This window comes from Streptomyces sp. NBC_00259, assembly GCF_036181745.1.
Classification (GTDB): domain Bacteria; phylum Actinomycetota; class Actinomycetes; order Streptomycetales; family Streptomycetaceae; genus Streptomyces; species Streptomyces pratisoli.
Map to the genome: position 1 here is coordinate 6,260,377 of NZ_CP108080.1, position 15,991 is coordinate 6,276,367.

Consider the following 15,991-nt stretch of genomic DNA (forward strand, 5'->3'; position numbering starts at 1 on the left):
GCATGGACCCGTCGATCGAGCAGCTCACCGACCGCGCCCGGCACCTCGCCCGCCCCGGCGCGCGCCGCATCCTGGGGATCGCCGGACCGCCCGGGGCAGGCAAGTCGACGCTCGCGGAGGAGCTCGCGGGACGGCTGCGCGGCAGCGCCGTACTCGTCCCCATGGACGGGTTCCACCTCGCCGGGGCCGAGCTGGTACGGCTCGGCCGGGCCGGGCGCAAGGGCGCGCCCGACACGTTCGACGCCGCCGGGTACGCGGCGCTGCTCACCCGCCTGCGCGCGCCGCGGGCGGGCACGACGGTGTACGCGCCCGCCTTCGACCGGACACTGGAGGAGCCGGTCGCCGGGAGCATCCCGGTCGGCCCGGACGTCCCGCTCGTCATCACCGAGGGCAACTACCTGCTGCACGACGAGGGCGCCTGGGCGGGGATCCGCGCCCTCCTCGACGAGGCGTGGTACCTGGAACTGGCCGACGCGGTACGCGTGCCCCGCCTCGTCGACCGGCACGTCCGCTTCGGCAAGGACCGCCCGTACGCCGAGCGCTGGGTCAGGGACTCCGACGAGCCCAACGCCCGCGTGGTGTCGCACGGCCGGCACCGCGCCCACCTCACGGTGCGGATGGAGCCCGGCGCCTGAGCGGACCGCGTTCGTCTCCCGCGGCCCGCCCCGGCGGGGGACGACGCGTACATTCGGCCGGGAACCGTAGATGAGTAAGGACGGGCCCAGGGGTGCACACCTGGGCCCGCTCGCTTCTTGGGGGAAGCCATCAGCACGTCAGAAATCCTCTGTGCCACGGGAGTCGACCTCTCCTACGGCACACAGTTGGCCGTCAGCGGCGCCGATCTCTCCGTCGCCCGGGGCGAGGTCGTGGCCATCACCGGGCAGAGCGGATCCGGCAAGTCCTCCTTGCTGTATGCCCTCGCGGGCGTGCTGCCCGTCGCCCGCGGACAGGTCCGGTTCGAGAACCGGGCACTCGGAGACCTCACCGACGACGAGATCAGCACACTGCGCCGCGAGCGGTTCGGTTTCGTCTTCCAGTACGGCGAGTTGCTGCCCGAACTGACCATCGAGGAGAACACCGCCCTGCCGCTGCGCCTGGCCGGCCGGCGCAAGAAGCCCGCGCTCGCCGCCGCGGGACAGGTGCTGGACCGGCTCGGGCTCGGCGACCTGCGTGAACGGCGCCCCTCCCAGGTGTCGGGCGGACAGAGCCAGCGCGTCGCCGTCGCACGGGCCCTCGTCCACCGGCCGGCGGTCGTCTTCGCCGACGAACCGACCGGATCGCTGGACAGCGCGAACGCCTCGGCCGTCCTGAAGGAGTTCCTGAGCCTGGCCCGCTCGCAGGACACCGCCGTCATCATCGTCACGCACGACCAGGCGGTCGCCGCACAGGCCGACAGCCACTACACGATGTCCGACGGCGTCCTCACACCGCGGAGGCCGGTGTGAAGGAGTTCCTGCTCGGCCTGCGTCTGCTGTTCGGCGCCGGCCGCGGCAACCGCATACGGTTCTTCCTGATGGCCGCCGGCGGTTCCCTCGGCGTCTGCTGCCTGGCGCTCGTCCTCACCATCCCGCAGATCCTGGACGCACACGACACGCGCGCGGCCGCACGGGAACCACGGACCACGTCGGCGCAGCCGGCGGGTTCCACGTTGGTCCTCCAGCGCGCGGACCCCTACGGTTCCGTGACGTTCAACCGGGTCTTCGTCGCCAAGGGGACCAAGGGCACGGACAGCACCCCGCCGGGGCTGGACGAACTGCCAGGACCGGGTGAGGTGTTCGTCTCCCCGCGGGTGCACGACCTGCTCCGCGAGCAGCCTGCCGTCAAGGGACTGCTGCCGGGCCGCGAGACGGGCCTGATCGGCGCCGCGGGGCTCGCCCACCCCGACGAACTGTTCGCCTACGTCGGCACCACGCGCGACCGCATCGCCGACGAGGGCCGTGCCCTGAAGGGCTTCGGATACGACTACGCTCCCTTCCCGGCCGTCGACCCCTCCACCCTCACCACCCTCCGCTTCGCGCTGGGTTCGCTCGTCCTGCTCCCCCTCGGCATCTTCCTGTCCGTCTGCGCCCGGCTGTCCGCCGCCGCCAGGACACGGCGGCTCGCCTCCCTGCGGCTGCTCGGCGTGAGCACGCGGGGCGTACAACGGGTCAACGCCGCCGAGACCGTCGTCGCGGCGCTCCTCGGCGCCGTGCTCGGCCTCATCGAGTGCTGGCTCCTCAACCAGATGATGTCCCGCACCGGCCTCGCCAGTCTGCGGTGGTACCCCGAGGACGGCGCGCTGTCCGCGACGACCGTCGCCGTCTGCCTGATCGGCTGCCCGGCTCTCGCCTGGTTCGTCGGCCGGGCCGGTGCGCGCGAGGCAGCCGCCAGCCCGCTGGCCGTACGGCGTACCGCAGTGCCAAGGCGCCCCGCCACGTGGGGCGCTCTCCTCCTCGTGACCGGCCTCGGCATCGTCACCGGCTACTGCGTCACCGGTCTGACCGACCACCCCGCCGACAGCATCGGCCCCAACGCGTTCCTCATTCCCGTCGGCATCCTGCTGACGGGCCTCGGGCTGGTGCTCACCCTGCCCCTGCTCTCCCACGCCCTCGCACGCCGCCTGGCGCGGAGCACCCGGTCGCTCACCCTGAATCTGGCGATGCGCCGCAACGAGGTGGAGCCGGGCAGCACCATGCGCGTGGTCACCGGACTCGTCCTCCTCGTCTTCGCCGCGTCTCTCGCCCAGGGCGTGCTGATCCAGCTGGAGCAGGTCACCCGGCCCTCCGCCCCGGTGCAGGACTACTCCGTACCCCTGGCCTCGCTCACACCCGAGCAGCAACGCGACCTCGCCGGCGTCCAGGGCGTTCGCGCACACGCCGTGACGATGGATTCCTGGGTCGACCTCGAGAAGCTGGACGGCACGCTCCAGGAACAGGCCACGGCGCTGATCGCCACCTGCGACCAGCTGGAACGGATGGTCAGGCGTGCCGAGGGCTGCCGGGACGGCAAGGTGATGCGGCTCGTCGACCCCAATTCGAGCGTCGGGTCCGACCTCACGCCGGGCACCTCGTTCCCCTACCGCTTCGGCACCGGCAAGGCGAGGACGCTGAACATCACGCTCCCCTCCGAACGGATCGTCTACAGCGCGTACCCGGCGTCCGCGGTCGGCAACGCCGTCCTGCTCGTACCACCGTCCGTCCTGCCCGCCGCCCGGCCGGACTACGCGCAACTCGTGCTGACCAGCAGCTCGGCCCCCGACCGGGTGCGCGAGGTCCTCGACGGCATCGCGGCCGTCGCCCCGATCGCCGAGATCGAACTGATCGGTGTGAACATCCAGGGACTCGAACAGATCGCCGTCATCGAGACATTGCTGGCGGTCGGCATGATCATGGGCCTGGTCATCGGAGTGGCGGCCTTCATCGTCGCCGCGACCGACCGTGCGGTGGAACGCCGTCCGCAGGTCACCGCCATCATGCTGATCGGTGCCCGGGCGCGCACGGTGCGGACCGTGCAGTGCGTCCAGGTCGTGCTGCCGCTGAGTATCGGACTCGCCCTGGCACTGGTGACGGGCAAGCTCGCCGAGTCCAGCTATCTGATCACCGGAGGCAGCGCGGTCTACTGGGACGTCGCCGGCACGCCGTTGCTCGCGCTCGCGGCGGCGGGCGTCGTGGCCGTGGCGATCGCGGGCACGCTGCCGTTGGCCGGACGGCGCATCGACCCGGAGCTGATCCGCCGCGACTGACCGGCGCCCGGGTCGTCGTCGGGCCACCGAGACGGACGGCCGACGCTCATCGGACGTCCGGATGGATCAAGCCGCCGTCATCGCCGGACGCGAACACCTGGAGAGCGGGGGCGGCGGTGCGGTCGGTAGGCTCGAAACCTGAGTGCACACACGAGGAAGACGATGAGCGGGGGCCGACGTGGGGCTGTTCCGGCGAGGGCCGAAGCGTGACGGGGACGACGCGCCCCGGGACGCGGAGTTCGCCTTCTTCTCGGTGGACGAGGGCGCACGCTTCCGCGGCCAGGTCCGGGAAGCGTTCGCCGAGCAGGGCCTGGAGGTCACCGTCTACGCCGATGTCGTCGCCGACAGCTCCGGACGGCAGTTCGGGCTCGGCAACCTCGCCGCGGTCTGCCACAACGACCAGCGCGGCCCCCGCGTCTGGCCCGACGTCATCCGCGGGCACGTGGGCCTGGTGCTGCGCACCATGGACGCCCCGTCCGCGCTGGACACCCTCCCGGCCGACCAGATCCGGGCCCAGCTGTATCCGCGGGTGATCGGCACGGACGGCCTCGACCGGGACACGTTCCGGTACGCCAGAGCGCTCGCCCCCGGACTGAGCGAGGTCCTCGCCCTCGACCTCCCCGAGAGCGTCATGATGCTCACGGACGACGCGCTGGAGCCGCTCGGGGACGTGCCGGGGCTGCGGGACCGGGCGATGGCCAATCTGCGCGGACTGCCGGTCGAGGGCCACGAGACCATCGAGGACGCCGGGGGCATGAGCTTCGACGTGGTCGTCGGCGACTCCTTCTACACGGCGAGCCGGGTCCTGGTCCTGGACGCGCTCGTCCGTCAGGTGACCGGGCAGCACATCACCGCGGACGGGGCGCTGGTCGCGCTGCCGTTCCGGCACCAGCTCGCCTTCCACGTCATCCGCGACGCCGGTGTCATCCCGTCCCTCAACGCCATGGCCGCGTTCGCCGCGTCCGGCTACGCGGACACACCCGGGGCGATCACCCCGTACGTCTACTGGTGGCGGGCCGGGACGCTGACCCAGCTCAGCGACCGCGACGTGGAAGGCGACGGTCTGCGGATCGTCGTCGGCGAGGACTTCCGGGACCTGCTGGAGCGGCTGGTCGCGCAGCAGCCGGGGGAGGACTGAGGCCGGCACCGGGTCCGGCTCCGGGGCCCCGCGGGGACCGGGAGCCGTCCGGCCAGGGGCCCGTCCGGACCGATCGAGCAGGCGCAGAGGACGCGCAGTGACCGAGGACGAGCACCGACCGCAGGAGGAGCCCATGCCCACCACCGCCGAGCCCGCGCCGCCGACGCCGTTCACCGCCGACGACTACCGCGCCAGGATGGCCCGGGCCGCCCGGTCGGCCGCCGAGGCCGGGCTCAGCGGCCTCCTCGTGGCCCCCGGCCCCGACCTCGTCCACCTCACCGGCTACCAGCCCGTGACGACCGAGCGCCTCACCGTCCTGGTGCTCGTCGAGGGCCAGGACCCCGTCCTCGTCGTGCCGGCCCTGGAAGCCCCCGACGCCGGGCGCGCCCCCGCAGCGCCCGCGCTGAAGCTGCGCGACTGGACCGACGGCAAGGACCCGTACGCCGTCACCGCCGCGCTGCTCGAGGGCAGGGGCCGCTTCGGGATCAGCGACAACGCCTGGGCCATGCATCTGCTCGGTATGCAGCGTGAACTGCCCGGCACGACGTACACCGCGCTCTCGGACGCCCTGCCGATGCTCCGTGCGGTCAAGGACGCCCATGAGCTGGCCCGGCTGGAGGCCGCGGGCGCGGCGGCCGACGAGGCGTACCGCGAGATCCTTCAGGTCCGCTTCTCGGGGCGCAAGGAGAGCGAGATCGCGGCCGACCTCGCCGCTCTGCTCCTGCGCTTCGGGCACGCGCAGGTCGACTTCACGATCGTCGGATCCGGCCCGAACGGCGCCAACCCGCACCACGAGGCCGGCGACCGCGTCATCGCCGAGGGCGACATGGTGGTGCTCGACTTCGGCGGCCTCAGGCACGGCTACGGCTCGGACACCACCCGCACCGTCCACGTCGGCGAGCCGTCAGCCGAGGAGCAGCGGGTCCATGACGTCGTGCGCGCGGCGCAGCAGGCCGGGTTCGAGGCGGTACGGCCGGGCGCGGCCTGCCAGGACGTCGACCGGGCGGCGCGTGCGGTGATCGACGACGCCGGGTACGGCGCGTACTTCATCCACCGGACCGGGCACGGGATCGGCGTCACGACGCACGAACCGCCGTACATGATCGAGGGGGAGGAGCGGCCGCTCGTTCCGGGCATGTGCTTCTCCGTCGAGCCGGGGATCTATCTGCCCGGGCGCTTCGGGGTGCGGATCGAGGACATCGTGACGGTGACGGAGAGCGGCGGGCGGCGGCTCAACAACACGCCGCACGACATGGCGATCGTGCGGTAGCCGCCTCACCCGTCGCCCAGCACCACACACGACTCCCCGGCGACGTCCAGCACCCCGTCCGCCCCGGGCGGGGAGGCCGCGTCCCAGGACGCGAGGACCCGCGCCACCCGGGTGCCGCCACCGCCGAGCGGGATCGACGCGGGCTCCTTGCCGAGGTTGACGACGACGCGCACGTCGCCGCGGCGGAAGACGAGCCAGCGGGCGTCCTCGTCGAAGGCGACGCGGACCGACGCCAGGTCCGGGTCCAAGAGGTCGGGCTCGCGGTGGCGGAGGGCGATCAGTTCGCGGTGCCAGGCCAGGAGGCGGGCGTGGGGCTCGCGGGTCCGTTCGGAGCGGTCCAGGCAGGAGCGGTCACGGGTGGCCGGGTCCTGCGGGTCGGGGATGTCCTGCGGGGCCCAGCCGGACAGGGCGAACTCCCGCTGCCTGCCCTGCCGTACGGCCTCGGCCAGCTCCGGATCGGTGTGCTCGGTGAAGAACTGCCAGGGCGTACGGGCGCCCCACTCCTCGCCCATGAACAGCATCGGCGTGGACGGTCCGGTGAGCACCAGCGCGGCGGCGCAGGCGAGCAGCCCGGGGGAGAGGCTCGCGGAGAGCCGGTCGCCGAGGGCGCGGTTGCCGATCTGGTCGTGGGTCTGGGCGTAGCCGAGGAAGCGGTGCGCGGGTGTGCGTACGAGGTCGACGGGGCGGCCGTGGGTGCGGCCGCGGAACGTCGAGTACGTACCGTCGTGGAAGAAGACGTGCCCGAGGGTCTTGGCGAGCGCGGCGAGCGGGGCGCGGGCGAAGTCGGCGTAGTAGCCCTGGGACTCCCCGGTCAGGGCGGTGTGCAGGGCATGGTGGAAGTCGTCGTTCCACTGGGCGTGCAGACCGAGCCCGCCCTCCTCGCGCGGCGTGGTCGTACGCGGATCGCACAGATCGGACTCGGCGATGAGGAACAGCGGCCGCCGGACGTCCGCCGCGAAGGCGTCGACCGCCGCCGACAGCTCCTCCAGGAACGTCAGGGCACGCGTGTCGGCGAGCGCGTGGACGGCGTCGAGCCGCAGTCCGTCGACGCGGTAGTCGCGCAGCCAGGCCAGCGCGCTGCCGATCAGATACGCGCGGACCTCGTCGGAGCCGGGCGCGTCGAGGTTGATCGCCGAGCCCCAGGGGGTGTGGTGGGTGTCCGTCAGATACGGGCCGAAGGCGGGCAGATGGTTGCCCGAGGGGCCCAGGTGGTTGTGGACGACGTCCAGGACCACACCCAGGCCGAGACCGTGCGCCGTGTCGACAAAGCGCTTCAGCGCCTCCGGGCCGCCGTACGGCTCGTGCACGGCCCACGGGGCGACACCGTCGTAGCCCCAGCCGTGCGTCCCCGGGAAGGGGCAGAGAGGCATCAGCTCCACATGGGTGATGCCCAGGTCGGCCAGCTCGCCGAGCCGGCCGGCCGCGGCGTCCAGAGTGCCCTCGGGCGTGTAGGTGCCGATGTGCAGCTCGTAGAGGACCGCTCCGGCGAGATCCCGGCCCTGCCGGCCGTCGTTGCGCCACACGTACGCGTCGGGCGCGACCACCGCGCTCGTACCGTCCGGACCGTCGGGCTGACGGCGCGAGCGCGGATCGGGCAGCAGCGGGCCGCCGTCGAGCCGGAAGCCGTACCGCGCCCCGTCACCCGCCTCCGCCTCGGCCGACCACCAGCCCTCCCGGGCCGGGTCGCGCTCCGTCTCCTGTTCGGTGCCCTCCAGCCACAGGGCGACCCGGTCCTGCGCCTGCGGTGCCCATACCTCGAACAGCACTGGTGATCGATCCCCTGTCATGTCGTCGCCATGTCGTCATCAGCGGCATTCCTACCCATCCTGGCGACTTCGCGGTCTTCAGGTGCCGTACTCGCCGGTACTAGGGTCCCCGCCATGACCCCGCCCTCCGCGACACCGCCGTCCCGGCCGGCCTCGGCCGCGACCTCACCGACGGACATACCGCCGGCCGCGAACGCGCCCACCACGACACCGCCGGCCGCGACTCCGGCGTCCATCACCGCATCGCCTGCCGCGACTCCGGCGTCCACCACCGCATCGCCGGCCGCGACCCCGATGCCCGCCTTTCCTCCCGGCTTCCTGTGGGGCGTCTCCGCCTCCGCGTTCCAGACCGAAGGCGCCGCCCGCAGCGACGGCAAGGGCCCCTCCGTCTGGGACGCCTTCGCGGCCGAACCCGGGCGCATCAAGGACGGGGCCGACGCCTCCCGCGGCACCGGCTTCCACGAGCGCTACCGCGAGGACGTCGCCCTGCTCGCCGGACTCGGCGCCGGGGCCTTCCGGTTCTCCGTCAGCTGGCCCCGGGTGATCCCCGGCGGCACCGGGCCGGCCAGCCCCGCGGGCCTCGGCTTCTACGACCGGCTCGTCGACGAGCTGTGCGCCCACGGCATCACCCCGGCCCCGACCCTCTACCACTGGGACACCCCGCTGCCCCTGGAGGAGGCCGGCGGCTGGCTCAGCCGCGACACCGCCGCCCGGTTCGCCGAGTACGCGGCCACCGTCGCCGAACGCCTCGCCGACCGCGTCCCCATGTGGATCACCATCAACGAGCCCGCCGAAGTGACCATGCTCGGCTACGCGCTCGGCGAGCACGCGCCCGGCAGGAAACTCCTCTTCGACGCCCTGCCCGCCGCCCACCACCAACTGCTCGCCCACGGCCTCGCCGTCCAGGCGCTGCGCGCCGCGGGAGCCGGGAACATCGGCCTCGCCGTCTCCCACTCGCCCGTGCACGCGGCGAGCGACAGCGACGAGGACCGATCCGGGGCGGAGATCTACGACATCCTCACCAACCGGCTGTTCGCCGACCCGCTGCTGACCGGCCGCTACCCCGACGGCTTCGACGACCTGATGCCGGGACCCGTCGCCGACGACCTCGCCGTGATCTCCGAGCCCCTCGACTGGTACGGCGTCAACTACTACAGCCCGATGCTGGTCGGCGCACCCGCCCCCGACGCCCTCGACTCGTACGCCGGGCTCGGCATGCCCGACGGACTCCCCTTCGGGCTGCGGGAGATCGACGGTGCCGAACGCACCCACTTCGGCTGGCCCGTCGTCCCGGACGGGCTGCGCGAACTGCTCGTCGGCCTGCGGCAGCGCTACGGCGACCGCCTCCCGCCCGTCCACATCACCGAGAACGGCTGCTCGTACGAGGGCCTCGACGACGCGCGCCGGATCGCGTTCCTCGACGGGCATCTGCGGGCCCTGCACCGGGCGGTCGAGGAAGGCGTCGACGTACGCGGCTACTTCGTCTGGTCGCTGACCGACAACATCGAATGGGCCGAGGGGGCCTCGCAGCGCTTCGGACTCGTCCACATCGACTACGACACGCTGCAGCGCACCCCGAAGGCTTCGTACGCGTGGTACCGCGACGTCATCCGCGCCCAGCGTGCCCGGGGGACCACCACCGCCGGGTCAGGGGACTGAGCGGATCCGCCACACGAGGATCCCGCCGAGGAACGTGACGACCGCGGAGGTCAGATAGAGGCCGGCGTATCCGCCCGCGTACGCCACGACCGGCGCGGCGAGGGCCGGACCGAGGACCTGGGGGGCCGAGTTGGCGATGTTGATGACCCCCAGGTCCTTGGCACGGTCCCCGGCACTCGGCAGCACCTGGGTGATCAGCGCCTGGTCCACCGCGAGGTACGCCCCGAAGCCGAGGCCCAGCAGCAGCGCGGCGGCCATGGCCACCGGCCAGGTGTGCCAGAACGTCAGCAGCAGCGACGCCGCGCCCATCACCACCGAACTCACCGACACCAGCACTTTGCGCCGCCCCCACCGGTCCGAGACGACGCCGCCGGCGACGGCCGTCACGACGACGCCCGCCGTGTAGAGCAGGGTGAGGACGAGCACGCCCTCGTCCGGGCGCGCGTGACGCACCGCGTCCTTGAGGAAGTACAGCAGGTACAGCGTGCCGATGGCGTTGCCGAGCATCACCAGGAAGCGCGTCAGCCAGGCCCAGCCGAAGTCCGGATGCGTGCGCGGGTTCACGAGGAAGTCCCCGAGGCGCACCCGTGCCCCGCGTGCCTCGCGCGGCGTCCGGGGATCGCGGGGATCGCGGGGATCGCGGGTGAGGACGACGAACGGCAGCGCGCACAGCACGACGAGGAGCGCCAGCAGCAGATAGCCCGCCGCCGTCGACGTCACCACCATCGTCACCAGCAGCGCGCCGACGACCAGACCGAGGGTCTGCGGGATCCCGATCCAGCCGGAGACCGCCGCCCGCTGGCCGACCGGGACCTGGTCCGGGACCACCGCGCTGGTGCCGGCGAGCATCGCGTTCAGCCCGAGCTGCGCCAGGCACCAGCCGAGCGTCACGCCGACGACCGTGGTCTGCGCCGACGTCACGGCGAGCCCGGCCGCACCCGCCACCGCGCCGCCCAGGATCCACGGACGGCGGCGGCCGAAGCGGCCGCCCGTACGGTCGGACAGCGCGCCGGCGAGCGGATTGGCGACGACGGCGACGAGCGCGCCGGTTCCGGTGGCCCAGCCGAGAGCGAGTTCCTTGCCCGCCGGGTCGATGGCGTCGATCTGCTCGGCGAGCAGCACCTGGATCGGGGTGAGGAACGCCATGTAGAGGCCGAGGCAGGCCAGTGCGAGCGCCGATGTCCAGCCGCCGCCGACACGCGCCCGCGGCTCCGAGTGCAGCTCCTGCGTCGTCATCGGCCGGCCGCCGTCCGCTCGGGGGTGCCCGGAGCCTACGGACACCCCCTGGCCGGATCAATACCCGGAACCGGACGGGCGCCGGTCCGGGTCAACAGTCCGCGTCAGAAGGTGAGATGGATCCTCTCCTGCACCACCGGGTGCCCCGCCTTCGCGAAGTTCGCCGCCATCGGGACATTGCCCTGGTCGGTCGCGCCCGCGATGAACTCGGCGCCCCGCTCGGCCAGGAAGCGTGTGCATTCCACGAGCAGGTCGTACGCGTAACCGCGGCCGCGCCGCTCCGGCACGACACCGATGAAGCCGACACACGGCCCCGACGGGTTGTGCGCCGGGATGTGCAGGCCGGCGAGCTCGCCGTCCGGTGTGTACGCCAACTGCCACCACTCGCGCGGTGAGGGGCACCAGTGGAAGAAGTCCAGCTCCTCCTGCGCGGCCCGGTCCAGGCCGCCTTCGGCGATCGCCCGGAGCGCGTGGGCGTCCAGCGTGCCCGTGTGGACACGGCGCAGGACGTCGAGGATCACGGCGTCGTCGGGCTCGGGCCGGAACTCCAGGCGTCCGGGCCGCTCCGGCAGCCCGCACTCCGGCGTCCACCGGTACTGGAACCGCTCCACGAGGACACGCATCCCGGCCGCCCGCGCGGCGCGGAGCCGCGTCTCGGCGGCGGCCAGGCACACCGGGTCCTCGCGCCAGCCGGCGGGCAGGATCAGTTCGTACTCGACCTGGAACGGGGAGCTGCGCAGCAGTTCGGCGCCGGCCTCCTCCTCGCCCTCGGCGACATCGAACCAGTTGAGATTGACCGGTGACATGTCACCGGTCGCGCCCCACCAGGCGGCGCGCGCGACGATCCTGCCGTCGCGGAGCGCGATCCGCTTCCACTCGGGGCGGTGCGTGGCACGGGACAGCGCGCGGCCCACACCCAGCGGGTCGGGCAGCGCGTCGAAGAGAGGGGCGTCGCTCTCGGAGAGCGGGAGCGTGCGGATGAGGGGACCGTTCGAAGCGGTCATGGTGTGAAGTCCTCCGGGACGTCGCAGGTGTTGATGCGCTCCCGGTCAGAGGATGAACGCCGGGCGGACGGGGCGGGAGCGCGGGATTCGTGTGGTCGGCACTGCACTCGCCTCCTTCCGTCGTCGCGGGCGTCGGGAGCACGCTAGAGCGCCGCGGGCGGTACCGTCCACCGGGTTTTCCGTACACCCGGTGGCGGTACGACGGCCGTACGGCGGAAGTGATCTTCACCGGTCCTTCTGGACACCCGGGGCACTCGGCCCGACAATCACGAATGTGACGTCCTCCTTCGAGTTCCAGACGTATCCCGCGCGGCCTTCCGACGCCGAGCGGGACCGCGTGCTCGGGATGCTCAGGGAGGGCGCGGTCCAGGGGAGGCTGTCGCACGACACCTTCGTCCGGCGCATGGAACTCGCCCTGGCCGCCCGCCGGCCCGACGAACTGCGGGCGCTCACCGCGGATCTGCACACCGAAGGGCGTCTGTCGAAGCGGCTGTTCGGCGCGGTCGGCAGGATCTCCGCGTTCTCCGTGCGGCTCGGCCGCGCCTGGAAGGCCGAGCGGCTGCCCCCGCTGCTGCTGCCGGAGCCCGGACCGCACCCCCTGCGCATCGGCCGTGACCCCGCCAACGGGCTGCGGCTCAGCCATGAGACGGTGTCGCGGCTGCACGCCGAACTGACCCTGCGCGGCGGACTGTGGGTGCTGCGCGACCTCGGCTCGACCAACGGCACCACCGTCAACGGCCGCCGGGTGACCGGCTCGGTCGTGGTCAAGGCCGGGGACATGGTGAGCTTCGGCCACATGAGTTTCCGCCTCGACGCCCGCTGAGGCTGATACCCGCGGAAGCCGACGCCCGCTGAGGCTGATACCCGCTGAAGCCGACGCCCGCTGAGGCCGACGTCCTCGGTGCGACCCCGGGGCTGACTCTGCGTAATGCCCTGAATCGCGGCTTTCCTCCCGCCTGGGTAGCTTCTTGACCAGGTGCCCTGCCACGCGGCAGCCGGTGACACGGCCCGCGCGACCGGCCCTCCGCAAGAGCCCGAGGCAAGGAGAGCAGCATGTCCCGACCCATCGCCGTGGGAGTGGACGGCTCCGAGGGGAGTCTGGCGGCCGCGGACTGGGCCGCCGACGAGGCCGCACGCCGCGGCACCGCCCTGCGGCTGGTGAACGCCACGCGGTGGGCGGAGCACCAGTTGCAGGCCGTGAAGGTGTCCCACGAGGACCGCGCCGGCGAGGCGGAGGGTGTCCTCGACGCGGTGGAGGACCGCGTACGGGCCCGCAGGCCCGGCCTCACGGTGACCTCGCACGAGATCGAGGACTCACCGGCCGGCGTGCTGCTCGCCGCAGGCTCCGAGGCGGAGCTGCTGGTCATGGGGTCGCACGGGCTCGGCAGCGTCGGCGGCTTCATCGTCGGCTCGGTCGGCCAGGAGGTGGTCGGCGACGCCGCCGGCCCGGTCGTGCTGGTCCGGCCGGACGGGCGGGACGGCGCGGCCGCCCGGAAGGTCGTCCTCGGTCTCGACGTGCGCGACGTGCGGAACGAGCTCCTGGAGTTCGCCTTCGCCTACGCGGCCCTGCACGACATCCCGCTGCACATCGTCCACAGCCCGCCCGCCCCGTTCCTCCACCGCCACGACGCGGCCGGGGCCACACCGGGGACGGACGCGGACGCGGTCGCGCTCTCGGGCGCGGTGCGCCCCTTCCGGGACACCTTCCCGGCCGTGAAGGTGTCGGAGGTGTCGGCCCCCGGTCGGGCCGCGGGCCATCTCGTCGAGGCGGCAGGCGACGCGTGCCTCGTCGTCGTCGGCAGGCGCCGGGCGGCCAAGGGCTCGCACATCGGGTCGGTCACGCACGCCGTGATCCACCACGCCCCCTGCCCCGTGGCCGTCGTCCCGCACGCCTGACCCATGGCCGGCCCACGTCCGACAGGGGCCGCTCGCGGGCCGGCCCTGGCCCGGCGGGCATTTCACCCGCCGCGGGTGAGGCCCGGCGTACCGCCCGCGGGCACCCTGACAGCACGATCACCCGTGCCGCGGAGCCGGCGCCCGGCCGCCGGTGTCCGGGCGCCGTCCGTGTGCCGTCCGCCGGGCGGGCCGGAGCCCGCCGAGACCGGGGAGTGCTCATGACCGACCTGGACACGCTGTCGGTGAACACCATTCGCGGCCTGTGCATGGACGCCGTCCAGCAGGCGGAGTCCGGGCACCCGGGCACACCGATGGGGATCGCCCCCGTCGCCTACACGCTGTGGCAGCGGTTCCTGCGGTTCGACCCCCAGGACCCGATCTGGCCGAACCGGGACCGCTTCGTGCTGTCCGAGGGACACGCCTCGGTGCTGCTGTGGTCCCTGCTGCATCTGAGCGGGGTCCACGCCGTCGACCCGGACTACGAGGTGCTGGGCCGCCCCGCGGTCACCATGGAGGACCTGAAGTCGTTCCGGCAGCTCGGCTCCCGCTGCCCCGGCCATCCCGAGTACCGGTGGACGAGCGGCGTCGAGACCACGACCGGGCCGCTCGGGCAGGGCGTCGCCACGTCCGTGGGGATGGCCATGGCGGGCCGGTGGCTCGCCGGACGCTACAACCGCGACGACGCCACACTCTTCGACTTCGACGTGTACGCGCTCGCCGGGGACGGCTGCATGATGGAGGGCGTCTCCTCGGAGGCCGCGTCCCTCGCCGGCCACCAGCGGCTGTCCAATCTGTGCTGGATCTACGACTCCAACCGGATCACCATCGAGGGCCACACCGAACTCACCTTCACCGAGGACGTCGCCGCCCGTTTCCTCGCGTACGGCTGGAACGTGACCACCGTCGCCGACGCCAACGACCTCGACGCCGTGACGCGTGCCTTCCACACCTTCCGCGCCGAGGACGAACGCCCCACCCTCATCGTCGTGCACAGCCACATCGGCTACGGCTCACCCGTCGAGGACTCCCCGAAGGCCCATGGATCGCCGCTGGGACCCGACGGAGTACGGACGGCCAAACGCTTCTTCGGCCTCCCCGAGGACGAGCAGTTCTGGGTCCCCGACTCCGTTCGCGAGCGGTTCGCCCAGGGCATCGGCACCCGCGGCGCCGAACTGCGCACCGCCTGGCACAAGCGCTTCGACGCCTACCGCACCGCCCACCCCGTTCTCGCCGACGAGCTCGAACGCATCCAGCGCCGGGAACTGCCCGACGACTGGGACCGGGCGCTGCCCGAGTTCCCCGCCGACCCCAAGGGCCTCGCCACCCGCGACTCCTCGGGACAGGTCCTGAACGCCGTCGCGCAGAGCGTGCCCTGGCTCCTCGGCGGCTCCGCCGACCTCTCCCCGTCGACCAAGACCCGCCTCACCTTCGACGGCGCGGGGGACTGCGAGCCGGACGAGCCCACCGGACGCAACCTCCACCTGGGCATCCGGGAGCACACCTCGGCGGCCGTCGCCAACGGGATGGCGCTGACGAAACTGCGGCCGTACTGGTCGGGCTTCCTCATCTTCTCCGACTACGCGAAGGCGGCCATCCGGCTGTCCGCGCTGATGGAGATCCCGGTCGTGCACATCTTCACCCACGACTCCATCGGCGTCGGCGAGGACGGCCCCACCCACCAGCCCGTCGAACAGCTCGCCGGACTGCGGGCGATGCCCGGCCTGCTGGTCTTCCGCCCCGCGGACGCCGGCGAGGTCGTGGAGACCTGGCGGGTCGTCGCCGGACTGCGCCATGAGCCGGCGGCGCTGGTCCTCTCCCGCCAGGCCCTTCCCACGCTCGACCGCACCCGGCTCGCCCCCGCCTCGGGCGTCGCCCGCGGCGCCTACGTCCTGGCCGACGCACCGTCGGGCGAGCCGCAGGTGATCCTGCTCGCCACCGGGTCCGAGGTGGCCCTCGCGCTGTCGGCGCGGGAGGAACTCGTGGCCGAGGGCGTCGGCGTCCGGGTGGTCAGCATGCCGTGCTGGGAGCTGTTCGACCGTCAGCCGCAGCAGTACCGCGACGAGGTGCTGCCACCGTCGGTGACCGCGCGCGTGGGCATCGAGCAGGCCTCCACGTTCGGCTGGGACCGCTACGTGGGCGACCACGGCGCCCTCGTCGGCATGCACACGTTCGGTGCCTCGGCACCCCTGAAACAGCTGCTCACGAAGTTCGGATTCACTCCGCAACGGGTGGCCCAGGTCGCACGCGAACTGGTCACGGCCGCCCGGGAGGAGGCCACGACGTGAACACCGCTTCGAGGAA

The 15,991-nt window shown here is 73.0% G+C and carries 12 protein-coding genes; 9 read left to right on the forward strand and 3 right to left on the reverse strand.

The window, feature by feature from the left end:
- The first annotated feature begins 2 nt into the window (after positions 1 to 2).
- The 5 genes from OG766_RS28150 (at position 3) to OG766_RS28170 (ending at position 6,129) form a co-directional block, all read left to right on the forward strand.
- Positions 3 to 635 (forward strand): nucleoside/nucleotide kinase family protein, encoded by a 633-nt coding sequence (locus OG766_RS28150; RefSeq protein WP_328726487.1) that lies wholly within the window; start codon positions 3 to 5, stop codon positions 633 to 635.
- Positions 636 to 752: 117 nt separating this feature from the next.
- A complete protein-coding gene (locus OG766_RS28155; protein ID WP_328726488.1) occupies positions 753 to 1,445 on the forward strand; it encodes an ABC transporter ATP-binding protein in 693 nt (230 codons plus the stop codon).
- On the forward strand, positions 1,442 to 3,721 hold the full coding sequence (locus OG766_RS28160; RefSeq protein WP_328726489.1) for an FtsX-like permease family protein: 2,280 nt from the start codon (positions 1,442 to 1,444) through the stop codon (positions 3,719 to 3,721). The genes OG766_RS28155 and OG766_RS28160 overlap by 4 nt, the downstream gene beginning before the upstream one ends.
- Positions 3,722 to 3,899: 178 nt before the next feature.
- The gene (locus OG766_RS28165; RefSeq protein ID WP_266387628.1) at positions 3,900 to 4,859 is read left to right on the forward strand and encodes a hypothetical protein; all 960 of its coding nucleotides are present in this window, start codon (positions 3,900 to 3,902) and stop codon (positions 4,857 to 4,859) included.
- Positions 4,860 to 4,992: 133 nt separating this feature from the next.
- Positions 4,993 to 6,129 (forward strand): M24 family metallopeptidase, encoded by a 1,137-nt coding sequence (locus OG766_RS28170; protein WP_266387625.1) that lies wholly within the window; start codon positions 4,993 to 4,995, stop codon positions 6,127 to 6,129.
- Between the two features lie 5 nt (positions 6,130 to 6,134).
- Here OG766_RS28170 and treZ read toward each other — a convergent pair whose 3' ends face one another.
- Positions 6,135 to 7,916: a malto-oligosyltrehalose trehalohydrolase gene (gene treZ / locus OG766_RS28175; protein WP_443045546.1), complete on the reverse strand. Its 1,782-nt coding sequence runs from the start codon at positions 7,914 to 7,916 to the stop codon at positions 6,135 to 6,137.
- A gap of 273 nt (positions 7,917 to 8,189) precedes the next feature.
- Between treZ and OG766_RS28180 the strand changes: the two genes are divergently transcribed.
- Positions 8,190 to 9,554 (forward strand): GH1 family beta-glucosidase, encoded by a 1,365-nt coding sequence (locus OG766_RS28180; protein ID WP_266388795.1) that lies wholly within the window; start codon positions 8,190 to 8,192, stop codon positions 9,552 to 9,554.
- Here OG766_RS28180 and OG766_RS28185 read toward each other — a convergent pair.
- Both OG766_RS28185 and OG766_RS28190 read right to left on the reverse strand, forming a co-directional pair.
- Positions 9,543 to 10,790: an MFS transporter gene (locus tag OG766_RS28185; RefSeq protein WP_328726491.1), complete on the reverse strand. Its 1,248-nt coding sequence runs from the start codon at positions 10,788 to 10,790 to the stop codon at positions 9,543 to 9,545. The genes OG766_RS28180 and OG766_RS28185 overlap by 12 nt on opposite strands.
- 104 nt (positions 10,791 to 10,894) lie before the next feature.
- Entirely contained in the window at positions 10,895 to 11,794 is a 900-nt protein-coding gene (locus OG766_RS28190; protein WP_328726492.1) for a GNAT family N-acetyltransferase, read from the reverse strand.
- Positions 11,795 to 12,068: 274 nt separating this feature from the next.
- Between OG766_RS28190 and OG766_RS28195 the strand changes: the two genes are divergently transcribed.
- The 3 genes from OG766_RS28195 to tkt all read left to right on the forward strand — a co-directional run bounded on the left by OG766_RS28195 (position 12,069) and on the right by tkt (position 15,975).
- Positions 12,069 to 12,617 carry a DUF1707 and FHA domain-containing protein gene (locus OG766_RS28195; RefSeq protein WP_266387615.1) on the forward strand — a complete coding sequence of 183 codons (549 nt, stop codon included), beginning with the start codon at positions 12,069 to 12,071 and terminating at the stop codon, positions 12,615 to 12,617.
- A 230-nt stretch (positions 12,618 to 12,847) separates the two neighbouring features.
- Entirely contained in the window at positions 12,848 to 13,690 is an 843-nt protein-coding gene (locus OG766_RS28200) for a universal stress protein (protein WP_328726493.1), read from the forward strand.
- Between the two features lie 218 nt (positions 13,691 to 13,908).
- Positions 13,909 to 15,975, forward strand: a complete 2,067-nt coding sequence (gene tkt / locus OG766_RS28205) for a transketolase (protein WP_328726494.1) — start codon at positions 13,909 to 13,911, stop codon at positions 15,973 to 15,975.
- Positions 15,976 to 15,991: the final 16 nt, after the last annotated feature.

Coding starts and splice junctions, on each gene's coding strand:
- OG766_RS28150 (WP_328726487.1), top strand. CDS start 3: ATGGACCCGTCGATCGAGCAGCTCACCGACCGCGCCCGGCACCTCGCC.
- OG766_RS28170 (WP_266387625.1), top strand. CDS start 4,993: ATGCCCACCACCGCCGAGCCCGCGCCGCCGACGCCGTTCACCGCCGAC.
- treZ (WP_443045546.1), bottom strand. CDS start 7,916: ATGACAGGGGATCGATCACCAGTGCTGTTCGAGGTATGGGCACCGCAG.
- OG766_RS28180 (WP_266388795.1), top strand. CDS start 8,190: ATGCCCGCCTTTCCTCCCGGCTTCCTGTGGGGCGTCTCCGCCTCCGCG.
- OG766_RS28185 (WP_328726491.1), bottom strand. CDS start 10,790: ATGACGACGCAGGAGCTGCACTCGGAGCCGCGGGCGCGTGTCGGCGGC.
- OG766_RS28190 (WP_328726492.1), bottom strand. CDS start 11,794: ATGACCGCTTCGAACGGTCCCCTCATCCGCACGCTCCCGCTCTCCGAG.
- OG766_RS28200 (WP_328726493.1), top strand. CDS start 12,848: ATGTCCCGACCCATCGCCGTGGGAGTGGACGGCTCCGAGGGGAGTCTG.
- tkt (WP_328726494.1), top strand. CDS start 13,909: ATGACCGACCTGGACACGCTGTCGGTGAACACCATTCGCGGCCTGTGC.